General features: G+C 50.3%; 22 protein-coding genes. 4 read left to right on the top strand and 18 right to left on the bottom strand.

Translation table 11 applies throughout. The annotated features are described in order from the left end of the window. Window positions 1-90 precede the first annotated feature (90 nt). The 3 genes from nadE to KJS65_RS15925 all read right to left on the bottom strand — a co-directional run bounded on the left by nadE (window position 91) and on the right by KJS65_RS15925 (window position 3,404). Window positions 91-900, bottom strand: a complete 810-nt coding sequence (gene nadE / locus KJS65_RS15915) for an ammonia-dependent NAD(+) synthetase (RefSeq protein WP_213650901.1) — start codon at window positions 898-900, stop codon at window positions 91-93. A gap of 141 nt (window positions 901-1,041) precedes the next feature. Continuing rightward, window positions 1,042-1,476, bottom strand: coding sequence for a BrxA/BrxB family bacilliredoxin (locus tag KJS65_RS15920; RefSeq protein ID WP_136608881.1), 435 nt, complete (start codon window positions 1,474-1,476; stop codon window positions 1,042-1,044). A 161-nt stretch (window positions 1,477-1,637) separates the two neighbouring features. Beyond that, window positions 1,638-3,404, bottom strand: coding sequence for a two-component system sensor histidine kinase NtrB (locus KJS65_RS15925; RefSeq protein WP_213650902.1), 1,767 nt, complete (start codon window positions 3,402-3,404; stop codon window positions 1,638-1,640). A gap of 167 nt (window positions 3,405-3,571) precedes the next feature. Here KJS65_RS15925 and KJS65_RS15930 point away from each other — a divergent pair, with 167 nt between their 5' ends. Continuing rightward, the gene (locus KJS65_RS15930; protein WP_213650903.1) at window positions 3,572-4,849 is read left to right on the top strand and encodes a BaiN/RdsA family NAD(P)/FAD-dependent oxidoreductase; all 1,278 of its coding nucleotides are present in this window, start codon (window positions 3,572-3,574) and stop codon (window positions 4,847-4,849) included. A 53-nt stretch (window positions 4,850-4,902) separates the two neighbouring features. On the opposite strand, the gene KJS65_RS15935 is transcribed toward KJS65_RS15930, so the two are convergent. From KJS65_RS15935 to KJS65_RS15945, 3 genes are read right to left on the bottom strand one after another with little or no spacing between them, the layout of a single operon-like run. Next, window positions 4,903-6,177, bottom strand: a complete 1,275-nt coding sequence (locus tag KJS65_RS15935; RefSeq protein WP_213650904.1) for an ABC transporter permease — start codon at window positions 6,175-6,177, stop codon at window positions 4,903-4,905. 49 nt (window positions 6,178-6,226) lie between these two features. Continuing rightward, window positions 6,227-6,946: an ABC transporter ATP-binding protein gene (locus tag KJS65_RS15940; RefSeq protein ID WP_213650905.1), complete on the bottom strand. Its 720-nt coding sequence runs from the start codon at window positions 6,944-6,946 to the stop codon at window positions 6,227-6,229. A 49-nt stretch (window positions 6,947-6,995) separates the two neighbouring features. Then, window positions 6,996-8,309: an MFS transporter gene (locus KJS65_RS15945; RefSeq protein ID WP_213650906.1), complete on the bottom strand. Its 1,314-nt coding sequence runs from the start codon at window positions 8,307-8,309 to the stop codon at window positions 6,996-6,998. 286 nt (window positions 8,310-8,595) lie between these two features. Here KJS65_RS15945 and KJS65_RS15950 point away from each other — a divergent pair, with 286 nt between their 5' ends. Further along, window positions 8,596-9,063, top strand: coding sequence for a MarR family winged helix-turn-helix transcriptional regulator (locus KJS65_RS15950; RefSeq protein WP_213650907.1), 468 nt, complete (start codon window positions 8,596-8,598; stop codon window positions 9,061-9,063). 82 nt (window positions 9,064-9,145) lie between these two features. Here the strand turns inward: KJS65_RS15950 and KJS65_RS15955 are convergent, their stop codons facing one another. The 7 genes from KJS65_RS15955 to KJS65_RS15985 all read right to left on the bottom strand — a co-directional run bounded on the left by KJS65_RS15955 (window position 9,146) and on the right by KJS65_RS15985 (window position 15,729). After that, window positions 9,146-10,660, bottom strand: coding sequence for an MDR family MFS transporter (locus tag KJS65_RS15955; protein ID WP_213650908.1), 1,515 nt, complete (start codon window positions 10,658-10,660; stop codon window positions 9,146-9,148). Between the two features lie 37 nt (window positions 10,661-10,697). Continuing rightward, window positions 10,698-12,245: an ABC transporter ATP-binding protein gene (locus KJS65_RS15960; RefSeq protein ID WP_213650909.1), complete on the bottom strand. Its 1,548-nt coding sequence runs from the start codon at window positions 12,243-12,245 to the stop codon at window positions 10,698-10,700. Continuing rightward, window positions 12,226-12,843, bottom strand: coding sequence for an ECF transporter S component (locus KJS65_RS15965; RefSeq protein WP_213650910.1), 618 nt, complete (start codon window positions 12,841-12,843; stop codon window positions 12,226-12,228). The genes KJS65_RS15960 and KJS65_RS15965 overlap by 20 nt, the downstream gene beginning before the upstream one ends. Window positions 12,844-12,980: 137 nt before the next feature. Next, window positions 12,981-13,754 (bottom strand): energy-coupling factor transporter transmembrane component T family protein, encoded by a 774-nt coding sequence (locus tag KJS65_RS15970; protein ID WP_213650911.1) that lies wholly within the window; start codon window positions 13,752-13,754, stop codon window positions 12,981-12,983. 28 nt (window positions 13,755-13,782) lie between these two features. Beyond that, window positions 13,783-14,355 (bottom strand): GNAT family N-acetyltransferase, encoded by a 573-nt coding sequence (locus tag KJS65_RS15975; RefSeq protein ID WP_213650912.1) that lies wholly within the window; start codon window positions 14,353-14,355, stop codon window positions 13,783-13,785. Window positions 14,356-14,511: 156 nt separating this feature from the next. Further along, entirely contained in the window at window positions 14,512-14,961 is a 450-nt protein-coding gene (locus KJS65_RS15980) for a disulfide oxidoreductase (RefSeq protein WP_213650913.1), read from the bottom strand. Window positions 14,962-15,003: 42 nt separating this feature from the next. Then, on the bottom strand, window positions 15,004-15,729 hold the full coding sequence (locus tag KJS65_RS15985; protein WP_213650914.1) for a DsbA family protein: 726 nt from the start codon (window positions 15,727-15,729) through the stop codon (window positions 15,004-15,006). A gap of 296 nt (window positions 15,730-16,025) precedes the next feature. Here KJS65_RS15985 and KJS65_RS15990 point away from each other — a divergent pair, with 296 nt between their 5' ends. Continuing rightward, window positions 16,026-17,042: an alpha/beta hydrolase gene (locus KJS65_RS15990; protein ID WP_213650915.1), complete on the top strand. Its 1,017-nt coding sequence runs from the start codon at window positions 16,026-16,028 to the stop codon at window positions 17,040-17,042. 108 nt (window positions 17,043-17,150) lie between these two features. Here the strand turns inward: KJS65_RS15990 and KJS65_RS15995 are convergent, their stop codons facing one another. Beyond that, on the bottom strand, window positions 17,151-17,627 hold the full coding sequence (locus KJS65_RS15995; protein WP_213650916.1) for a hypothetical protein: 477 nt from the start codon (window positions 17,625-17,627) through the stop codon (window positions 17,151-17,153). 45 nt (window positions 17,628-17,672) lie between these two features. After that, window positions 17,673-17,981, bottom strand: a complete 309-nt coding sequence (locus tag KJS65_RS16000) for a hypothetical protein (protein ID WP_213650917.1) — start codon at window positions 17,979-17,981, stop codon at window positions 17,673-17,675. A gap of 206 nt (window positions 17,982-18,187) precedes the next feature. On the opposite strand from KJS65_RS16000, the gene KJS65_RS16005 reads away from it, so the two are divergent. After that, on the top strand, window positions 18,188-18,667 hold the full coding sequence (locus KJS65_RS16005) for a GAF domain-containing protein (protein WP_213651348.1): 480 nt from the start codon (window positions 18,188-18,190) through the stop codon (window positions 18,665-18,667). Between the two features lie 72 nt (window positions 18,668-18,739). On the opposite strand, the gene KJS65_RS16010 is transcribed toward KJS65_RS16005, so the two are convergent. From KJS65_RS16010 to KJS65_RS16020, 3 genes are all read right to left on the bottom strand, one after another. Beyond that, entirely contained in the window at window positions 18,740-19,165 is a 426-nt protein-coding gene (locus KJS65_RS16010; RefSeq protein WP_213650918.1) for a TipAS antibiotic-recognition domain-containing protein, read from the bottom strand. 252 nt (window positions 19,166-19,417) lie between these two features. Next, window positions 19,418-21,442, bottom strand: coding sequence for an endonuclease MutS2 (locus KJS65_RS16015; protein ID WP_213650919.1), 2,025 nt, complete (start codon window positions 21,440-21,442; stop codon window positions 19,418-19,420). Window positions 21,443-21,939: 497 nt separating this feature from the next. Next, entirely contained in the window at window positions 21,940-23,631 is a 1,692-nt protein-coding gene (locus KJS65_RS16020) for a glycoside hydrolase family 13 protein (RefSeq protein WP_213650920.1), read from the bottom strand. Window positions 23,632-23,809: the final 178 nt, after the last annotated feature.

Here is a 23,809-nt window from a genome sequence, read left to right on the forward strand (position 1 = left end):
GTCAGATATTGCTCCATCGCTGTTGTTACTTGTTCACAAACTAAAAACGGGCAGCAAGGTTGAACCCTTGACTGCCCGTTTATTCATTTTCTATATCCCCGGAATCGAATTCCGCTTATGCGCTGTTCGCTTGTAGTAGCTTTCCAGACGTTCCTTCGTGGCTGCGTCGACTTCTTTACCCTCGAGGTAGTCGCTGTTCTCATCATAGGAGATGCCCAGCTCCTTCTCGTCGGTCTGTCCCTCCCAAAGCCCCGCGGTTGGTGCCTTGTCCAGGATTTCCTTCGGAACACCCAGGTATCTTGCCAATTGGCGGACCTGACGTTTGTTCAAGGTGCTCATCGGTGTGATGTCAACGGCACCGTCACCCCACTTGGTGTAGAAGCCGGTAATCGCCTCGGAAGCATGATCCGTACCCACCACCAGCAGATTCAATTCAAAAGCAAGTGCATACTGCATCACCATTCGGGTTCTGGCTTTGACATTGCCTTTGCCCTGCGGCGTAATATGACGGTGCACCCCCATGTGCTTAAGCCCCTGCTCGACTTCGAGCGCAATCTCGGTTACGGTATCCTCGATATTGGTCTCGGCAGTATGCTTCAGATCAAAGGCTTTGGCCACGGCGTAGCTATGTTCGATATCGTCCTGCGTGCCGTAGGGCTGGTAAACCCCCAGCGTCATAAATTCATCGCCGTTTTCCTTTGTCAATTCATCCGTTGCCCGTTTGCATAAACCTGCAACGACAGCACTATCAAGACCCCCGCTTATAGCGATCAGAAGTCCCTTTGCCCCGGCATTCTTCACGTAGGATTTCAGGAAGTCCACTCTTTTTCTAACCTCTGCCTCTTCATCAATGACCGGCTTTACGCCCAAGGCTGCAATAATTTCTTCTTGCAGGCTCATCCAAAACACCTCTTCTCATGATACTTGGCTTATATATGAAATTAGATTGCCCTTCAAGGCTCTCTACCATTACTTAAACAGAAAACCCCGCATAGATCGGTTATCCGATTATACGGGGCATTATGTAACGTGCTGTGCCTATTAACGGCACACACGGTCAAACGCTTCAGTTAGATCCTCGGCAATTTCTTGAGCCGAACGATCTTCGATCTGATGACGTTCAATGAAATGAACAAGCTCCCCATCCTTCAGTACTGCGATGGAAGGAGAAGACGGAGGATACGGTGCAAAATATTCTCTGGCTTTTGCCGTAGCTTCTTTGTCCTGTCCGGCGAATACTGTGAACAGATTGTCAGGCACCAAATCATTTTGCAATGCCAGGGAAACACCAGGACGGCATTGTCCAGCTGCACATCCGCATACCGAGTTGACAACTACCAGGGTGGTGCCTGGAGCATCCAACAGATGCGTTTCTACTTCCTCTGGAGTTCTGAGCTCCTTGATCCCGAGACTCGTAAGCTCATCTCGCATCGGTTGAATCATATCCTTCATATATCTGTCAAAAGACATAGACATTTCTTATCACTCCTAATCTGCAAAATATCAAATATTATAAATTGAGCTAAAGCAATCCGTCTTTAGTTCATTTTATACTGCGTACAGATAATATTATACCTTCATAAACCCTGAAATCAAGAGACATCAATGGAACGGGAAACTCTGCAGCACGCGCTGACTCAGGAATCGGCTAACGGAAGCCGAATGATAAACGTTGTACCTTGACCTTCCTCCGATTCAACCTTTATCTTGCCGCCATGCCGCTCCACGATACTGAGACATAGGGCAAGACCCAGCCCCGTCCCTTTGGCTTTGGTCGTAAAAAAGGGTTCAAACAGCCGCTCCAGGCGGCTTTTGGACATCCCCACGCCCGTATCCATAACGATCAGTTCCACGATTTGCTCCTTCTCTACAAGACATGTTTGCAGGATAAGCTTCCCCTTCTCTTCCATCGCCTCCATTCCGTTACGGGCGAGATTCAGCAGCAGCTGCTTGATTTCCTTGGCGTTCAAATTCAGCTTCGGCACACGCTCATCCAGCATCAACTCAATGGTTTGTCCACGCAAATTCGCATCCGCCCACAGCAGTGGGCTGAGATCATTGATAATCTGGTGCAGATGCCACTGCTCTTTTTCGGATATCCGGTTTTGAGCAAGGGATAGAAAGTCATTGATGATGCCGTTCGCGCGATCCAGCTCCTCCATGACAATCCGGTAATAATGGTCAAGCGATTCCGGACTCTTTTCCTTCATCAGCTGAAGAAAACCGCGCACCACAGCCATCGGGTTACGGATTTCATGCGTGATGCTGGCTGCCATCTGTCCGACCAGGCTGAGCCTTTCCACATTCCCCAGTTCGCTCCGCAGTCTTTCCAGCTCAGTGATATCCTGAATGACCAGAACCGCTCCAAGTATTTCACCGGTATAACCGTTCGTAAGCGGCGAGGTACTCGTATAGTGGATCTGCGAACCAATCCTTATCAGCTCATTATTCATCTTGATGCCTTTCAAGGCTTGAGCAATCCGGTAGCTGATATAATCCTTCTCCATCATATCGACAAATGGGCTCAGCGGATGCCCGAGAATATCATTTTTGGTCAGCTCAGGCTCCCGGCTTTTGAATAAATTCATCATCATTTCGTTAATGCTGGTAACATTACCGCTGTTATCTACGGATACCATGCACAGGGGCGCCACATCCATCACTTGCTGGAGCTTCTCTTCCTCGCGGAGGTACTTTTCGGAGATGCCCTTGATCTGTTCCTTCAGCAGCAGCTTCTCTAAAGCAAATTCAATTACATAAATGAGTGCGCCGCCAGCAAAAACGCTTACCATGATATAAAACAAAATTAAAAGCAAAGAGCCCGTATCGGAAAAGCTTAAATTAGGATCTTCAATAATAGGGGATGCAGTGATGAGGAGCATGGCGGGTAGGAGACACATCCACAGCTTATTGACTTTATCAGTGAGCGTTCCCTTCCTAAATTGAGGGGACATTAGAACAAGCAAGGGGTATAACGGCAAACCGGTATGCAAAAAGAGTCCGGATAAAGACCATCGTTCGTTTAAAAAATAATCACATAGCAGGTACATTCCTGCCAAAGGAAGTCCGCTTTTGTATCCTCCATAGAGCATGCCGATAAATAGCGGCAATATGCCTAGATTAAGGGGAATCAGATGAAACAGCGAGGTGGAAAACACCGAGCACAGCAAAATGCTCAAAGCACTGGATATAATGATAACAAATTCGAAGCCTGTAGGATCGAGCTTCCTCTTTCGCCTGAGCGCGCGGACATACTTATCCAGACTAAGCGGGAACAAAAACGCAAATGAACCCGCCATGAGCACCTGTGTTATAATATTTTTCAGCGCAATAATAATCGCAAGTCCCTCCTCCCCATCCGGGCAGCCTATACAGATCCATTCACTTGGATGACACTTGGGCATATCTGATTCTGCAGGAAATAGCGACAAAAATAAATTAACTGTAAAAAAGTGATGTACATGTTGATTAAATCACAGCCTACACTATATTACAATATACCCTGATATATCCTAAAAAGGTACAATTAAAACGCGGATACGGGGGTCATCGGTTAGAAGGAGAGAAAAACGTGAAAGAATATGATGTCATTGTCGTTGGAGGCGGATCTGCGGGTCTCATGGCCTGCATCGCAGCAGCCAAAAACGGCGCCTCGGTCCTGCTTCTGGATAAGGGAAGCAAGCTTGGTCGCAAGCTCGGCATCTCGGGAGGCGGCCGCTGCAATGTGACCAATGCCAAAGAAACCGAGGAGCTGATTGCCCACATTCCAGGCAACGGCCGTTTTTTATACAGTGCTTTTCAGCATTTTAACAATCGTGATATCATGAGTTTTTTTGAAGGCTTGGGTATTGCTCTGAAGGAAGAGGACAACGGCAGAATGTTCCCAGTATCCGATAAGGCAGCCAGTGTGGTTAACACGCTCGTGGGAGAAGTCCGGAGGCTTGGCGTGCAGATCAAAACGGATACTCCTGTAGCGGAAGTGCTTTATGAACATGGACAGGCCTCAGGCATAAAGCTTGCATCTGGAGCAGCATACCGCTCATCCGGTGTTATTCTCGCCACGGGCGGCAAATCGGTGCCCCATACAGGATCGACTGGTGACGGTTATCCGTGGGCACAAGCCGCTGGACATACCATTACGGAGTTATATCCTACCGAGGTGCCCATCGTATCCCGTGAAAGCTGGATCGCAGCCAAAGAGCTTCAGGGCTTGTCTCTTCGTGATGTCGAGCTGTCAGTATGGAATCCGAAAGGCAAGAAGATCATTGGACACCGCGGAGATATGATATTTACCCATTTCGGGCTCTCCGGCCCAATTGCCCTGCGGTGCAGCCAGTTTATCCGTCAGGTGAAAAATAAATTCAAGGTCAATGAAGTGGAAATGGCAGTGGATTTATTTCCCGATACGCCTCCTCATGAACTGGAACGCATTTTGCGTGAAAAGCTGGCTGATGAGCCCAAGAAGGCCATCAAAAACGTGCTCAAGGGCACCGTTCCGGAACGTATGCTGCCGCTGCTCATGAACCGGGCCGAGCTGGACGGCGACGCCACTTTCGCCCATCTGCCAAAGCAGCAGTGGTCCACCTTTGTGGATGTGCTGAAGAAGTTCGTTATTCATGTCACCGGTACCAAATCGATCGAGGAAGCTTTTGTCACCGGAGGCGGTGTCAATCTGAAGGAAATCAACCCGAAAACGATGGAGTCGAAGCTGATGCCGGGTCTCTTTTTCTGTGGAGAGATTCTGGATATTCACGGCTATACCGGAGGATACAATATCACGGCAGCCTTTTCCACGGGCTATACGGCCGGTATGCATGCGGCGCAAATGTCCCATCCAACTGATAGTTAATATGACGCTTATATTGAAGGCCCGGATTTCACGAGTGAAATCCGGGCCTTCTTTTAATATTCTTTATTCAGCATGAACAGGCGCATAACCTGAGGAACAGTCCATCCAATGACAGCGGCTAGGGGGATGAAGCCAATAATTGCAAGCCAGAGGGTTACTCCAGTAAACAGTAAAATGGCCGATGTCCAGACCGCGAACGGAAGCAGCAGTGTCCGGACCGCCAGAATCCCAGCCTGAAGGCTCTTATCATCCGGCCATGGCAGCAGTGAAACAAAAGCGTCCTCCCGGAAGTTGAACCATTGCAGAAATAGCCAATAAACCAGCAGCGCCTCAAGTGCAACGAACACCATGGCCTTAATCCCTAATGGAATAGGCAGCAGGAGAACCATCGTGCTAACGGCCGCGAATTGCAGATAGAGCTTTCTCTGCCCCGGATGACGCACTAAGGCTTTGATCATCGCACCTGCCATTCTCTTGGAAGTCCTTACAGAACGGAATACAGGCCGGGATCGGCGAAATATCCAGGTTTTCCTGCGGATCCGGCGCGGTTTGTCCACAGCCTGACTCAAAACAAGGCTCGTCAAGTTTGTCCGTTTGGCCAAATCCTCCTGCACATCATTCATGAATGTCCCCCGGAGACGGAGTCTTACTTGGATGAGGAGCAGGCTTACAGCAACCAAGATCATCGCCCCAAAACCAAGAAAAATAGGATGCGCTCTAAAAATCAAGCTGCATATTACATACAGAATTGCCGGAATTAAGACGAACGGAACATACAGCAAGCGTCTACGCCATCCGCCCGTCTGGACTCTGATCAGATGTTTGGACCACATCAGAACCCATTCAAAAGCAAGGGTAAAGAAAAGCAAACATACGGCAAACAAGCTATCTTCATGAAACTGTCTGATCAAAAACGGAAGCAGAAGCAGATAACAGACAGCCGTTTTTATTGCTGCCGAAGCCATGCTATACAGGCTGCCACGGAGCATGATTCCTTGAAGCCAAGCCTGCCGCTGTACTACAAACAGCACATCCCCCTCCCGAACCAGCAGAAGAATGCCCCCGATGGAAGCAATAAGCATGAGCAGCACCGGCACTAACGTAAATGGAAGCTGTCCGGACCAATCCGGTAGCGGCTCCTTCCATAGACCATAATAGAGCCTGCCACCCAGAAGCAATCCAGGTATGAGTATGTACAGGAACACTGTCCAATCGTCGGCTACCGAACGCAGAACAGCCGCTACTTCTTTAAAGTGGCTCTTCAGTCTCCGCCTGAACAGGCTTGCTGGATTTGGAAATAGATATCCTTCATTCTTTCGGCCGCTCATATCTTCGTCCTTTCCTTCTGTTATCCGCCGTTGCCCTGGTATTCACTCCTCATGCAAGCGAATCGAAGCAGTCAAACAGCGATGCCCCGGGAAGTCCGGCGCTTTCGCGGATATCCGCAAGCGTCCCTTCTACAACCGTCTTTCCGAAGGAAATCATAACGAACCTGTCGCAAATTTTTTCTGCCGTGTCCAGCACATGCGTTGACATCAGTACAGCTGCGCCGCGGCTGCGCTCTTCGTCCAGAAGCCTCAAAAAATCTTTAGTCGCGCGTGGATCCAGTCCGATGAAAGGCTCGTCTACGATATATACATCCGGCTTGCTTAAGAAACCGAGCATTAGCATCATTTTCTGCTTCATTCCCTTGGAGAACCCGCCAGGAAGATCATTCTTAACCTCTTCCATGCCAAACTGGCGAAGAAGCCTGTCCGCATCCCGGCTAAAGGACTCATAATCCAGGCCATACACGGCTGCTGCCAGATCCATATGCTCCCATAGCGTTAAATCATCATGAAAAACCGGCTGCTCCGGAACATAGGCATACCTTTTGGAGCTGCCACCCAAGGAAACACGGGCCTTTGCATGTTTCAGCAGGCCGAGCAGCGTCTTGATCGTGGTGCTCTTTCCGGCTCCATTCGGGCCAATCAGCCCTAAGAGCTCTCCGGCATGAACCTGAAATGCGATATCACGGATACGCGGATGACCTTCCTCGTACCCCGCTTCTTCAATAAATACGTCCAACAGTGCTGCTTCGCTGCTTCCCGCTTCCATTCCAACACCCCTGCCATTAGATCAAAATAATAAGTTCCGCGCCGGTTGACTAAACCCCGGTGGCTGCCCGCCCTTGTACCCGTGCAGCAACGGATGCAGCTGCAAGCTCATCCTTGCGTTCAATCACGCGTCGTCCGGCAAGCAGTAAGAGCCCGATTATAGCCGTCAATGAGCCTGAAATGATGAACGCAGGCACCGCTCCATAGGAGGTCACCAGCGCACCACCGATAACAGGTCCGAGGATGACCGCTGTACTGTTCAAACTGTTGACTGCACCAAATACACGTCCGGTTAACGATACCGGTGTCCGCTGCTGCAGTAAGGCCGAGAACGGAATATAAGTCCAGCCTGCACCAAATCCCGCGAAGAAGAAGGAAGCAAACAATACGGCATATGTCCAGCTGCTTGCACCGGCCAGGGTAACGACAACCGCAGCCAAGCCGAATACAACACCGGTGATGGCTGTTCCAAGTCCAATCTTGGCGAGTGGATTCCATTTGCTTTTACCTGCAATGAGTGCAGCCACCAGCGTACCCAAACCGCTTGCCCCCATGCACCAGCCCAGCAGATTTTCAGAAACGCCCGGAATTCCACGGAACAGGACGACGACCTGCGAGTCGGCAATCGTAACGACCATCAGCATCATGAAAATAGTCACCACGCTGGCCGCAAGGATCGGTATGCTTCCGATCAGCTGCACACCCGCCCCCATCTCTTTCCAAAAGGAGATCTTTTCATCCGTTTTCAGCGCCTCCGTCTTTTCCTCCCCTGCTGACTTCGCATGCCCTGGAACGCCCAGCAGCAGTACAGCGGACAGCAGATAAGACAACGCATCCAATACAAAGCAAAATTTGATTCCGATCAACGTTACAAGCACACCACCAAGAGCAGGGCCGATAATTTTCGTAACTTGTTCAATCCCCGAGCTGATCGACACAGCCTGATTCATTTGAGAGGATGGAACCAGTTCTTTCACTTTACCACTTTTTGCTGGCGAAAATAAGACCGCCATCATCCCTTTCAAGACAAGAATGATATAGATTTGCCACAGGGAATCTGCGAACAGCAGTGCCCCGACAATGGCAAACCGGGCTACATCCGAGATCATCATCAAGAGCTTGCGGTTCACCCTATCGCTAAGATAGCCGCCGAAAGGTCCCCCGAGCATCATAGGTACTGCCATGCACAGCGAAATCATCGTAATTTCCCATGGCGTTGCATTCATCCTTAAGCCTACCATCGTAATCAAGGCAAGCATCAGCAGCCAATCTCCCAGGTCTGAAATCAGCTGGGCTCCCATCAGCATCATATACGGGCGGTTACGCATCAGAGCTTCCTTATTTCTTACGGTGTTTCCCGACATTTCCGGCCACTCCTTCAAGCTTTTTCTTTCTTATATCGTAAAAAAAATGAGCTTTTCTTCCATCAGCCCCGAGACCGATTGAATCTTCAACCCCCGGGATGAAATTTACTACAAATTTTAATTTTTCAAAGCCGATGGAATGTGACAAATCACATGTTTTTCATATAGGCCAAGCGCTATGATAAGGATACAAATATGGGGATTATCAATTCCATCTCAAATATACGGCATGAATCCAACATTCTTAACACGGCAGCAGTAAATGAATATAAAGGCGGGAATAATCATGATTCATCCACAGGAACGTGATGCCCAGTTGTCTCTGCACCTGTACCGGGTGTTCGCCAAAAGCTTCAAAAGCATCAACGAGCATGCCGTCATCAACAGTAAAATCGAAGGCTTTAACCCAACCGCCTTTGCGGTCATGGAGGTACTCTATTACAAAGGCTCACAGCCGATCCAGCAGATCGGCTCCAAGCTTCTGCTGCAGAGCGGCAATGTCACCTATGTGATTGACAGGCTTGAGGAGCGCGGATATATCCACCGCCGTCCCTGCCCAAACGACCGCCGCGTGATTTATGCGGAGCTGACACCGGTCGGCGAGGCATTGATGAACGATTTATATCCCAAATATACCGAACGGATTCATCATGCCTTCAGCGGTTTGAGCGATGAGGAAAAGGCCGAGCTGATTGATTTGCTGAAAAAACTGGGGATGCAGGCAGAAAGGCTGACGCCTTCCCTGCGGAAGTGAATAGTCGGTAACAAAAAAAGGACACCCTCACGGTTATCGAAAACCGGGGTGTCCTTTTTGTTCAAAATCCCGCGGGTACGGGCTAAGCCTTTTCTGCCAGTTCCTCTTCTTCGGACGCAGGCACTGTATTACGCAGCGCCAAGACAGAAATGAGGCTGATGACCGCGATGACTGCCATCACCACATATAACGAATGAATGCTTCCCTCCAGAATCTGCTTCAGCTGGTTCCACAGCTCCTGCGGCATGCTGGCGCTTCCTTCCGGGGTCAACAGCTGGTTCACTTCCTCCTGCTTTACATCCTCAAGCCCCGGCTGACGGGCAATCCGGTTCGCAATGCTGAGGTTGATGAAGGTTCCGAACACGGCAACACCGATCGTCTGGCCCAAGGAACGCACAAAGGTATTGAGCGCCGTAGAAGCTCCTCTCAGTGAATAGCCGACGGAGGATTGGGCGATGATCGTGAACACGGTCGTCGAATAACCAAATCCCACTCCGTAGATAAAGGTATAGATCAGCAGAATATAATGCGGCGTCGAGCCCGTAATAAAGGCGAGCCCGGCAGCGCCGATCACTATACCGGCAAGTCCGATTACGGTGGTCTTACGGGAACCCGCAGTCAGGATAAGCCGGCTTCCGAACACAGAGCCGAAAAGCCATCCGATCGACATCGGTGCCATCGTCAGGCCGGACATCGTCGCATTTTTGCCCATGACTCCCTGAATCCAAAGCGGCGTATACGTGGTCAGACCGATCAGCAGGGCGCTGGTCAGAATGCTTGCCACTGTCGACACCGAGATGTCGCGGATGCGAAATAGTTTCAGAGGCAGCATCGGCTCAGCAGCACGGTTCTCGATGAAGATAAAAGCAACCAGAAGCACGACCGCCAGAATGAAGCAGCCGATCAGCATCGGTGAGCTCCAGCTGAAATATTGTCCGCCTGTTGCCAAGGCAAACAGCAGCGCCGTCATACCAATCGTGAAAGTCGCCGCTCCGGCCACATCGATTTGTGTTTTCTCCCGTTTCTCACGGCTTTCATGAAAATAGCGGGCAATAAGCCACATGGAGATGAAGCCAAACGGAACATTAAAGCCAAAAATCCAGCGCCAGTTCAGATAGTCAACAAAATAACCGCCAACCAGCGGTCCGATCAGCGAGGAAATCCCCCATACCGAGCTGATCATGCCCTGGATTTTGGCACGTTCCTCAATTCGGTATACATCTCCGATGATCGTAAAGGTCACCGGCACGATGGCACCTGCGCCAATCCCCTGAATGGCCCGAAATATAATTAACTGCTCCATGTTCTGCGAAAAGCTGCATAGCAGCGAGCCAATCACGAACAGCAGCGAACCGATCTGAAATACTGGCTTACGGCCATATAAATCGCTGATTTTCCCGAAAACCGGGGTTGAAACAGCCATGGTCAGCAAAAATGCCGTAAAAATCCAGCTCAGCAGCTTCATACCTCCAAAGCTGCTGATGATCGCGGGTCCAGCCGGACCCGTTACCGTTCCTTCGATAGCCGACAGGAAGGTTGAAACCAAAATTCCGATCAGAATAAATTTGCGCTGAGGATGATTAACACCAGGATTCACAGATATTTGATTCCTTTCTTGAATGACGAGGCGGGACTTAAGGGCGGAAGTATTCCTTTTTCTCAAGTCTCATGTAATCAGCCGCCGCCCGGAGATGAAGCTTCAGCATAAATGCTGCTTCACCTTCTACCAAGGCGGGATCATGTGTGATCATCAGTACAGCCGAACCCGCCGCCGTCTTCTCGCGGCAGAGCTGCAGGACCTTGGCTGCTGCGCCGTAATCAATGCCGGAGGTCGGCTCATCCAAAATATAGAGCGCCTTCGGATGAATAAATTGGCCGATGATGCTGAGCAGCTTCTTCTCCCCCTGGCTGAGCAGGTATGGAGATACGGTACGCCGTTCCCCGAGCCCTGCGGTCTGAAGCAGTGCTTCCGCTGCTTCGCGCTCCCCGGAATCCAGCACTTTAACGCGGCCATTCTTCCGTCCGAGACCATACACCAGCTCATCCCACACCGTATGGGCGACGAATTGATGCTCCGGCTGCTGAAAAACATAACCGATTCTTTCCGCCCGCTGCTGGACACGCCATGCGGCCATATCCTTGTCTTCCCAATAAACTGCTCCCGGCGGCACCGGAAGCAGTCCCATCAAAAGACGGGTCAGCGTTGTTTTGCCTGAGCCGTTCTCACCGGTAATGATGCCCCACTCGCCCGGCTTCATGGAGAAGCTGACTTCGTGAAGCGCCGGTGAACCGCCGGCATAGGCATAGCTCAGCCGGTCGACCTTGAGGAGGCTGCCGGAATCAGCGGCAGCCCGGGGCGGCGTCATATGTGCAGACGCCGCCGGCGCAGGCGGGTCCGCCTTGTGGCGGGGACCCGCAGGAAGGACTGCCCCCTCCCATGGGGGCAGCAGCCCAAGCTGCGCAAGCCGGTCCCGGCTCGTGCGCAGCAGTTCCAGCGGCGGCCCGTCCAATAGGACACGGCCGCCATCCAGGACGATGACGCGCCCTGCGGAGCGCGCGGCATCGTCGAACCGGCCGGACGCGGTAATCAGCGTCCGGCCCTCCTCGTGCAGCTTGCGGCAAAGCTGCACGAACTGCTCCTGCGCCGCGGGATCAAGGCTTGCCGACGCATCGTCGAACACGACGATGCGGGGGCGCAGCGCCAGAACCGCGGCGATGGCCGTGCGCTGGCGCTGTCCGCCGGACAGCTCGCGCACCGGGGAATGGCGGCGTTCTTCCAGATTCACCGCCGCCAGCACCTCCTCTACCCGCCGCTCGATCTCCGGCGGAGGCACCCGCAGATTCTCCGGGCCAAAGGCCGCTTCATCCTGGGGTGTCCCCTGTACCAGCTGGGCATCAGGGTCCTGGAAGACAAGCCCGCATAGCTGCGCAATGTCCGCAATTTCAGCCATGGCCGGATCAAGCCCGGCCATTTCAAGGTTACCTTCTCTTGTGCCACCGCCGCTTCGCGGCAAATATCCGCTCAGCAGCTGGCACAACGTGGATTTGCCGCTGCCGCCCGGGCCGATAACCGCCGTCCATTCCCCTTCCGGAATGGTCAGTGACAGCCCTTGCAGCGCCGGTTCCCGCTCGTCATCGTAATAATATGATAGATTTGAACATTTAATGGATACCTTTTGCATGCTCTGCTCTCTTTCCTCCAATGGCAAACCGCCGCAGGAGTCCGCTTCGCTGCAGCATGTCTCCGAGCACCTTGGTCAGTAAACCGCAAAGTACGATACCGCTTAAGAGACGCATGACCAGCGTAAGGGCAAGCACCTGCCCGCTCCACGCCGTATAACCAAACATATTGGCTGCGCACAGGAACCACAAAGGAACCATGACTCCTCCGGCGAGCATCATCATGCCCGTGCCCCAGCGTTTATAGCGTGCAAGCGCGAATACAGCTTCCGCCACAACCATGTAGCACAGCGCCGCCACGATCGCGGCGGCAATCCCATAAGTATTCCCTACAAAGCACTGGATGGCTCCGCCGATTCCATATGTAATGGCTGCCGTACCGGGCTTGCGTATAATGTAATATGCGAGCAGGCCGTATACCATGTACAAACCGACGATGGTTGATGTTGCTACAGGGCCGCCCAGGCTGTTCAGCATTTTATTGATATAGGACAAATAAAAAGTCATGACAGCATTGGCTGTAGCCAGCATAGCCATAAGCACAATATCCAGTGTGGTGAAGGTAGGGTAACGTCTCTTAGATTGTGATGAGGTTTCCATCTCATGTCAACTCCTAAACATTAAAAAAAGGATGAGCTTTTACGCAGAAGAAAGCAGCTGAGCTGCTCCTTCATATCCGCTAAAGCTCTCCCTGTTATTTTGCATTCTCAAGTTATAACCGTCAACTAATATTCATATTAAAGGTTAACAATATGGATATACCACCACATTCCTGCAGTTAACAATACAGCGATCCATGCAAGCCATTGGCCTTTTCGTATAGGCATGCTTTCCCGTAAAAACGTCCGATCCGGAAAGGCCCCGAAGCCTTTGGCTTCCATCGCACCCGCAGTCTGTTGAATCCTTCTTACCGCATTATGCATCACTGCCGATGTGAAAGTTCGCCACCACTCCACTCTGCCCCGGATGCCGGCGGCCTTCCCATGGCCTCTTACCTGATGGGCTGCAGAAATGCTTTTGCCTTCCTCTTCAAGCAGCGGGAGAAACGTCAGCGCCATCGACAAACCAAAAGCGAAGCGGTAAGGAATCCGCAGCCGTCTAGTTAACGATATCACCATATCACGCGGATCCGTCGTGAACATAAATACGTATGAGGATAAAAACACGGTGAACATACGGAGCGTGACCGAGCCGGCCGTATCGAAGGCTTCCTGTGTCAGACGCATTGGCCCCCATTGCATCATCACATGCTCACCCGGCACAGTTAACAGGGTCACCAGAAAATAAGGAACTGCGAAGCCCGCCAGTAAAGCAAGTGCTTTCGCCTGTTTTTTCCATGGCATTCTGCCGGCCCAGCGGGCCATCAGCAAAACGATTCCCAGCAGCAGCGCCTGGCCCAGCGAGGATTGCAGCCTCATGGTCAGCAGCGCAATGCAAAACAGCAATACCAGCTTGCTAAGCGGGTCCGTGCGATGCAGTTGTGATGTTCCTTGTTGATAGGCAATGATCATTCTCTTCCTCCTAAAACAACTGCAGCTTTCATGATCTGTCAGAAGCTTCCCATTCATCACGCAGCAGCGCATGCAGGTTGGCATCTACGAAACCGCTGTCCGTATGCCTATATTGTCTCAGCATTCCTTCCAGCTTAAAACCGAGGGATTCAAAGAGCCGGCCGGCACGTACATTGCGGGGATCGGTCAGCGCTTCAAGACGGTTTAGCCCCATCATGTCAAAAGAATAGCCAAGGATAACCTTCACCGCTTCGCGCATATATCCCTTTCCCCAGTATGGCCGGGCCAGTTCGCAGCCAATCTCCCCACGGTAAGCTCCCTCCAACTGCCACCAGTTCATGCCACAGCTGCCGATCAGCGTGCCGTCCTCTGCTTCAATGCCCCATCTGAGACCCTCTTCGGTCAGGGACAGACTATTAAGAATCTGGATCATTTCAGCTGCCGCGGCCGCATCCTGCATCTCGGGAAGATCCGAATAGAGGCGCACTTCAGGGTCGGACCAGCATTCGAACATGAGCAACGCATCATTCAAAGCTAGGGGGCGCAGCTTAACGCGGTCTCCCGCAAGCCTCGGAATCTCTCCTCCGCATTTGTACGGCATGATGTTCACTCCTCCTCTTCTAACCAAACAAAATTACATTCACTGTACACCCGGGTGCATCCTATGATCAAGCCGCTTCCGATATCTCATGAAAAAAGCGCTTGTCCCATTCAGCCGTAAGCTTGGCATGTACCGGGACAAGCGCTTTAAAGAACATTATGCTTCTTGAACTTCCTCCACTGTTTCGCGTCCGGCGATGAGCAGACAAACAATAAGTATGAAAGCAATCAGTGCCAAAAGCGGGATCGTAATGAATCCGAACCAATTCAGGTAATCAAAGTCGCAGGGTATGCCAACCGTACATGGAAGTGCCTTGGCAAGAGCCGGTATTTTCTGCTCTGCATAATGATAAATGGAGATGAAGCCCCCAATAATACTGAGTGTCATGGCGTAGGGAATGATTTTTCGGTCGTTCTTGTAGCTTGCGATCCCCAGCAGGATAACCTGCGGATACATAAAAATCCGCTGAAGCCAGCACAGCTTGCAGGGCTCATAATGCATGATTTCGCTTAAGTACAAGCTTCCGCCCACAGCCACGATGGATACAATCCATGCCATGTATAGGGCATACGGGCGAATAGACGCCAAGAAACGATTGCCTTCCATCGCTTAAAACTCCTTTTTATTCAGGATCTTATCCTTACATCTTTACTTTGTATTTTGATCAGCCAATTTTTTCTCAATGTACGGCTTCAACTCGGTGTAGTCCATGGAGGCCTTTTCCGGAGCCTTCTCCCCATTGACGAACAAGGTCGGCGTGCTCATGACATGCAGGCTTTTCGCTGTTTCGTTGTGGCTGTCGACTTCTTTTTGATAGGTTCCTTCATCGATATCCTTGCGAAGCTTGTCATAATCGACGTTGATATTTTCAGTTTTGGCGAGATTGACCAGGAAATCCGGTGTTGCCCACTCGGTGCTCTCATCACCCTGATTTTTGTAGATCGCATCATAATACTTCCAGAACTCATCCTTGTTCTGATGGAACACGGATTGCGCAGCCAGAGCAGCGGTATTGGAATCCGCGTCCGGACTGATAATGAGATAATTCATGAAATACAGGGCAACCTTACCCGTATCAATGTAATCCTTCTGCAGCTGCGGAGAAATTTCCTGCGTAAAGTACTGGCAGCTTGGACATTTGTAATCGCCCATCTCCACAATTTTGACCGGTGCGTCCGGATTGCCCATCACAGGCAGTGCGCTGTAGTCAAAGTCTCCCTTGGCCGAATTGGGCTTAATAACCAGCAGCAGCACAACAAGCACCACAATGCATGCAGCCGTGATCCAAATGACCCTCTTCATGCGCTTTTCCTGCTGTTCCCGCTGGGCTTTCATCTGTGCCGCCTTATTCACCGGCTTTTTCTTCGTTTTCATAGATTGCGAGCCCTCTCCTTTCTTCGAACTAAAGTTTGAGGCGCCTTGGCATAATCTCTTTAGTTCTTTCTCTATGGTCAGTGACAAAGCACTTCTCTTCTACTTTATTCTAGCATCTTACTCTTTGAAAGGCTATACAATAGGGAGCGGTTCTCACCCGCTTTGGGTGCCTCCTCCGCATTCGTCGGAATTTATTCAAACATTCGGATCAAGGCGCAAGAATGGCGGTTAAATCTGGATATTCCTGTATATACTAAGCGCTATTGAATTTGCATCAGCTTGGGGGTTGAATGGAAATGGATTGGTGGATTCCCGTCCTTATTGTGGCGGCTGCCGCGCTTGCGGCCGCAGGTATTACCCAATACGCTTTCGTACAAATGACGCAAATGAAGGGCTTAAACCACCAGCAGACCTTTGAAGCGCTGGAACGGGCAGGAGCCCGCCTTCGGGAATTCTATGAACCGCTGCCGAAAGAAGAAGTGCAGATTACGAGCCATGATGCTCTTCGTCTGAACGGAGTTGTGGTCAAGGCAAAACAGACCTCGGCAAAATGGATGATCCTCGTGCATGGATATACCACTTCTCTGCCCGCATCGATCCCCTTCATGGAAATGTTCCTTGAGGAAGACTTTAATCTGCTGCTGATTGATCAGCGCCGTCACGGGAAAAGCGAAGGCAAGTATACAACTTACGGCTATCATGAAAAGCATGATGTAGCAGCATGGCTCGGATATATAACCAGCACCTACGGCCATAACTGCATTATCGGACTGCACGGGGTTTCCCTTGGCGGTGGCACGATACTGGAATATTTGTCACTTCCCGATCCCGTGGTTAAATTTGTTATAGCTGATTGTCCTTATTCGGATCTGACACGTCTTATGCACCATCAGATACAGCGGCTGAACCATCTTCCGGCAGCTCTTTTCCTTCCATTAGTAAATGCAAAAATGCGCAGGAAAGCAGGTTTTATGCTTGAACAGGTGAGTCCCATCCGCTCTGTAAAAGGCAGCAGCATTCCTGCTATGTTCATACACGGCACGGGGGATCATTATATCCCGCCAGAAATGAGTGAGGATCTATACGAGGCCAAATCCGGCCTTAAGCAGCTGCTATTGATCGAAGGGGCAGCCCATGGCTTTGCCATTGACACCAATCCCGGTCTGTATAAGCAATCGGTAAAGGAGTTTATGCGAGAAGCCCTTTCTTGCCGGAGCAGCCCTGTAAATTCGATTGAGCCTATCCCCGAGCGGTTATGGCAGGAAGAGGCAGAGTTTGTCGGTCTCAGCCTGACGGAGGCGCCCAATACTTAGTTATCCAGATATATTCGCTCAAGAAAAAATAACCCCCTGGGCAGAAGCTTCTTTCAGCTTTCCATGGGGGTTATTCATTGTATATGATTATGAATCGGATTACGGCGCTCATCCATTCTGCGCCTGAAGCTGCGCCCGGATCGATCTTTTCTCTGCAGTGAAACGTTTGGCGATGCTGCTTAGGGCTACCAGATTAAATACGGAAACGTTACTGCGATTCAGCTCTTTAAGATCTGCCAACAGCCTGGACTTCAGCTCATTCAACTGCTGGATACGGCTTTCCTGTAGATGTCCTGCTCTTGGTTCGGTCAAATCCGATGAATACTTCTCGGACAAGAGACTGTTAACCATATCGAGTTCTGTCTGGAGGGCAACCCTCAGCATGTTCACCCGCCGCTTCATCCGTGCCCCTGACATGATATAGATGGTAAAGCCGAACAAAAGAATCGCCGCGCTGTATACTAGCCAGTACCAGGTTCCGTGTGCTGCTTGTTTGGCTCCTGACACCGCCGTACCGGAAGCGAACGCCTGCGGATTAAGACTTATGTTTGCAACCAAACCCGTCATTACTATCCTTTTTATCATAACTTTACGCTCCTTCTAAGATGTCAAATGGCATGCCGTATTGGATCAGGCTTCCGTTCTTTCCTTCTCGCTTTGCTCCACGGGTTCCAGTACCTCACCGCACAGCTCCTTCAGCATGACCTGGATATCCTTGAACTCCTCAATCCCGGTTCCCGTCAGGCTGTACTCGTCACCGTGCGCGGTCAGGAAATTCAGTTCAGTCAGGTGCTCAAGCTCCTTTTTCACTTCACGCTCACCAACCTTGTATCCGTGACGCTCCAGTTCCGGCTCCATATCCCTCACAGTCAAATCCTTTGTGTGGGCATGGTAAAGCATATGGATTCCCATAAATAAGTTTTGCATATCTGCACGCATGCTGCCTCTCTCCCTCCCGTGATGGCTTACCTTCTAGCCTTCGTCTTTGCTCGTCACCCTTTGTTTACCCTGGTTCTAGGATTAGGAAACAATCTTTCCTCCCTCCGCGTTCCACATGAAGGGCACATCTTTTGCTTGACGCAGGCGATAATCCTGTATACTATCTTTAATAATTAACCATCGGTTAAAAGAAAGGGTGGAGTATGATGTTTCAAGCACTTCCTTATGAAGGAAACCGGGGCGAGCAGTTCACAACCGTTCTGGAACAACTGAAATCTCTCATTCACGATGAACCCAGCTCCATCGCCAATCTGGCTAATGCTTCAGCGCTGCTGAACAGCTTCCTGCCGGATATTAACTGGGTCGGCTTTTATCTCTACGACGGACACGAGCTGGTATTGGGTCCTTTTCAAGGCCTTCCTGCCTGTATCCGTATTCCAATGAGCCGCGGCGTGTGCGGTACAGCAGCAGCAGAGCGCAGAACGCTCGTTGTCGATGACGTGCATGATTTTCCAGGACATATTGCCTGTGATGCGGCGTCCAACAGCGAAATCGTCATTCCGCTCATAAAAAATGAGCAGCTGCTCGGTGTGCTCGATATCGATAGTCCGCTTAAGGGACGTTTCGATCATGATGAGCGCCAGTTTCTGGAGCAGTTTGCCCAAATCATCAGTGAAAAAATGTAATATTTTTCTAATTCCTTCAATGGATTGGTCTTCTGCTGCAGTCAGAAGGCCTTCTTTTTTTATGCATACGCTTCATTTCAGTTTATGATCAGCAAAGAACCTCATCGCCTCACAAAGGAAACGCGCAAGGCGGGGATGATACGAATCAAACAGCTTCTTATATTCGGGCTGCTCGACATAAAGCTCTCCAAGCCCCCGGTATACATCAGCCGTAGGCGTATAATACTGCGTCATGGATTCATAGTGCTGACGGATAATATCCTGAACCCGCGGGCTCTCCGGCGATTCTCCTCCCCTGATCGCTTCCGTTAATTCCTGATTAATGCGGTCCACCTTTTGCTGCGAATTCAGATAATCCTCTTTGGTCCACTGCTGCATTTTTTCCTTGCTCTCATGAATTCTGTCACTGGTAGCATCGTTGTATGGGCTCAGTACATCCTGCTCTGACAACCTTTGAATGACTGGCTCCAGCTTACGGTCCATTTCTTCGGGTTTCATACATTGATTTCCCTCCATCTGCCTTTAATTAAGCCTATATATCTAAAAATGTTTTAAAAATCGATGATTAGTAAATAAGCTCAAGTCGCATTGGAATTCTCTATTCGATACACTATGGCGCAAGATATAGGAATTCTTATCTTTTCTTTACCCGCTCCATCAGAATTCAACCGCTTTAATCCGGCTATAAACGCAATTTTTAAAAGGCAGAGAAACAGTCTGTATCCAGATGCCTCCCTGCTTTTCTTGTATCTAGTTATCGTCCGGGTTACGGATGATGCTCAGCCCCTCCACATGCTTCCGCTGCATCAATTTGCTCTTCTTGCGGTTCTCCTTGCTCTCAAAGATAATGTCGAAGTCGTAATCGTCAGGATATAGGTTCCCTTTTTCAATATACGGCTTCAGCCGTTTCCGGTTGATCTTCAGCTTCTGCTTCTGAATCATTACGCCGACCATGCCTTTCGCATCTTCCTCTTGATAGATGATGCCAACCCGGCCCACGGAGCTGACATATACCGCATCTCCAATCTCAAACCTGGCTTTCTTGGGATTATTCTCTGGCTCAGATTCCATGCCGTCTTTCAGAGAATTCTTCCTTTTCCCGTTTTCAGATTGGCGATCATTGTTCTTCCCTCCGGAATTCGGATGTCTTAGTCCGGCATGATCCAGCGGTTCGGCTTCCTCCTGTGGTTCATCCGAGCGCATGCCTAGTTCAGGAGCAATCTCCGGCATCGCTACAGCCAGCTGCGGCTTATGACTCTGCAAAATATGCCGTGACCGTCCGATAATTCCGGAAGGCATGCCCAGCTTCGTGGCAATTTCAATCGCATAGCTTTGGCCCGATTCGCCGATCGTCAAGCGGTACATGGGCTCCAGTGTGTCGACATCGAATTCCATTCGCGCATTCTGAAAGCCCGGGGTGCGGGAAGCAAAGCCCTTCAGCTCGTTAAAATGGGTCGTCACCATCATCATCGCACCACGCCCGTTAAGCTCCTCGAGAATTGCGATGGAAAGGGACATTCCCTCACCCGGATCCGTACCTGCCGCAAGCTCATCAATAAGAAGCAGCGTAGACCGGTCAGCAGCATCCACCATAGCGATCAATCTGCGGATTTGGGCTGAAAATGTGCTGAGCGACTGCTCTATGCTCTGGCCGTCCCCAATCGCTGTCATGACATTGCCGAATACGGCGAATATGCTCCCGTCTTCCACAGGCACGAGCAACCCCGACTGAACCATCAGCGTCAGCAGCCCGAGCGTTTTTAACGCTACGGTTTTGCCGCCGGTATTGGGTCCGGTAATAATCAGGGAACGGTAACCTTTCCCCATTTCCAGATAAAGCGGCACCATCGTTTTCAGCATCAGAGGATGCTTCGCACCGCGGAGCCGGATCAGTCCATCAGCGTTTAATTGAACAGACCTACCCCCAATGGAGCGTCCGTATTTGGCTTTGGCAAATATAAAATCATAGTTTCCCGTAATGTCGATGTTCAGCTGAAGTTCGTTACTTGATGCTTCCAGCATGCCTGTCAGCATGCTCAGCACCACACCTTCCTCCCGCGCCTCATCAGCCTCCAGCATGCCGAGCTCCGTTTGAAGCAGGGATATTTCCTCCGGCTCGACAAATACCGTCTGGCCACTGGTCGATTGATCGAGCACCGCTCCCTTGATTTGCTTGTGGTATTCCCTCTTCACCGGTACGACATAACGTCCGCCGCGCACACTGACCAGATGCTCCTGCAGAATCGAGCCGTGCCGCGACAGGATCGCGCTCATTTTTTTCTGAATCCGCTCCTTGATAACGGCAATTTTTTTGCGGACCTTCTCCAGCTGCTTGCTGGCCTGATCATCCACTTTGCCAAACCGGATACAGCGCTCAATCTCACTCTTCAGGCGCGGCAGCTCCTCCATAGATGATGCGTAGCTGCTGACCGTTGGTGCAATCTCCCTTTTCCCGGCCATATACTTTCTAAGCTGGCTGCAGCTGTGTAAGAAGATCTGCACGGCCGCGAAATCCTGCTCTGAGAACAGATACCCCGTATGCAGCAGCGAGGTGATATGCTCAATGCCCTCAAGTGAAGGCAGCGGTACGCTTGCTCCCTTATCCAGGAGAGCCTTGGCTTCCGCGGTTTCCAGAAGTGCGGATTCTATGGCCCTCAGGTGGCTTCCCGGCACCAGGTCCTCAATATGCTTCCTGCCTGCGTAAGATACTGCGTATTCAAGCAGCCTCTCCTTTAATTTGTCATACTCCAGCATGCTCATCGTTATGTTGTCCATGAGTTTCATGAACCTCCTTTTTTTCTTTTCATGTGCAAAAAAACGCAAAAAAGGGACAAAGAATGCATACGCGATTCCCTGTCCCCTGTGCTCCTGCAAGTTTCAATCCCTTTGTTAAACGCAAAAAAACCGTGCTGCAAGAGCACGGTTTTCAAAAGGCCATCGTTTTCGGACTTCAGCCGAAGAAGATGCCTTAGAGTTAACAAAGAAAGAAACAGCAGCCAAGGTGCCGTTTGATGCTTCGCGTGTTCTTAACTATTTCCAAGATCGTGCAGAGCAAATTAGCACAGGCCATATCGTAAAATGCAGCCATGCTTTTTGAATCTGCTGGAAAGGACATAAGAAAATAAAGCTGCCTTCATAGGCATACTTACCCTGTGTCTTTCCTGCGATCTGTTATGGAATTTGATTAGTTAAGAACTACCACCGTCATCAAAATCTCTCCCTTGGTTTAGGATGAGGTAAATTTAACAATATTTTTAACTCCTGTCAAGCCTTTATGCTTTCAGCATGTACACCCTGGATTCATAAGGGCGAAGCCGGGCCGTTTTACTGAGATCATCATCGCCTTTGACAGGATAATTGGAGATCAACAGCTCTTTCGATGCAAGATGCAGGCTGCTCGGGAGGTTCAACTCCGGCTCCTCTCCAAAAAAGTTGAGTATAACCAGCAGGCAAACATCTCCGAGGGTACGGGTAAAGGCATAGATTTGAGTGTCCAGCGGAAGCAGGAGCTCATATTTCCCATACACAATGACTTCATGCTCCTTGCGCAGGGCAATCAGCTTCTTGTAATAATAGTAAATGGAATCCGGATCCTTCAAGGCATCCTCCACGTTGATCAACGGATAGTTCGAATTCACTCTGATCCAAGGGGTACCTTTTGTAAAGCCTGCTTCTTCGCTCTTGTTCCACTGCATCGGCGTTCTGGCATTATCCCTGCTTTTTTTCCAAATGACCTCCATGATCTGCTCTTCCGGAACGCCTTGGTTCATTTGTTCCTCATAGAAATTGAGCGTCTCCACATCCCGGTAATCATCGATGGACTGAAAGGCAATGTTCGTCATCCCAATTTCTTCGCCCTGATAAATATACGGCGTTCCCTCAAGCATATGAATGAAGGTCCCCAGCATTTTTGCCGACTCCACACGATATTTATTGTCATCCCCAAAACGTGAAACCGAACGCGGCTGATCATGGTTGCACCAGTAGTTGGCATTCCATCCCTGGTCATGCAGAACCGTCTGCCAATTGCTCATGACCTTCTTCAGCTCAAGCAAATTCCATGGACGCATATTCCATTTTCCCGAACCCCCGGATGCCGCATCCAGCTGCATATGCTCAAATTGGAACACCATGTTCAGCTCATTACGGGTGTCGCCCACATAGCTGAGCGCCTGCTCCGGGCCAAGGCCGGAGGTTTCACCCACAGTCATGATATCGTAATGGAATAAGACACGCTCATAGAGATTGTTTAGCAGGGTATGCACGTTTTCCAGATTGGAAAACAGCTCATAAGCGCGTACCGTCGGCAGATGGTTCGGATTCTCTCCATCCGGCAGCCCTACAGCCTTCACGATATGAGCTATCGCGTCAAAACGGAAGCCGTCGACCCCTTTTTTCAACCACCATTCCACCATCTCATGCATGCTGTCGATGACCTTCTCATTTTCCCAGTTCAGATCAGGCTGATGCTTGGAGTAGAGATGAAGGTAATATTCATCCGTCGTTTCGTCATACTGCCAGACGGAGCCGCTGAAGTAGGATTCCCAGTTGTTCGGGGGTCCACCGTTTTTGCCCTTGCGCCAAATATAAAAATCCCGTTTCGGATTGTCCTCCGAAGCCCGCGATTCAATAAACCACGGATGCTCGTCCGAGGTATGATTTAACACCAGGTCCATCATGATTTTCAGGCCGCGCATATGCGCTTCTCTAAGCAGCCGATCAAAATCATCCATCGTTCCGAATTCCTTCATGATGTCCTGGTAATCACAGATGTCATAGCCGTTATCATGATTCGGCGATTTGTAGATGGGACAAATCCAAAGTACATCTACACCAAGCTCCTTCAGATAATCCAGCTTCGACATGATTCCCCGCAAATCACCAATTCCGTCGCCATTCGCATCCATGAAGCTGATCGGATAAATTTGGTACACTACGCTTTCTTTCCACCACTTTTTGTTCATATCCGTCTCCTTTCCCGTTAGAGTTCGACTATCCTTTACAAGTCGGTGTGAACACTTTATAATTATTGTAAACCATTTTTCATGTTCCCCTTTCACATTGGGGCAAGTTATTTCAAATCGCATAGACAACATTCGGAGGAGCCTGCCACGTGCGGGCTCCTTTTGTCTTTTTTTGCCT

It is taken from the genome of Paenibacillus sp. J23TS9 (assembly GCF_018403225.1).
Lineage (GTDB): Bacteria > Bacillota > Bacilli > Paenibacillales > Paenibacillaceae > Paenibacillus_AQ.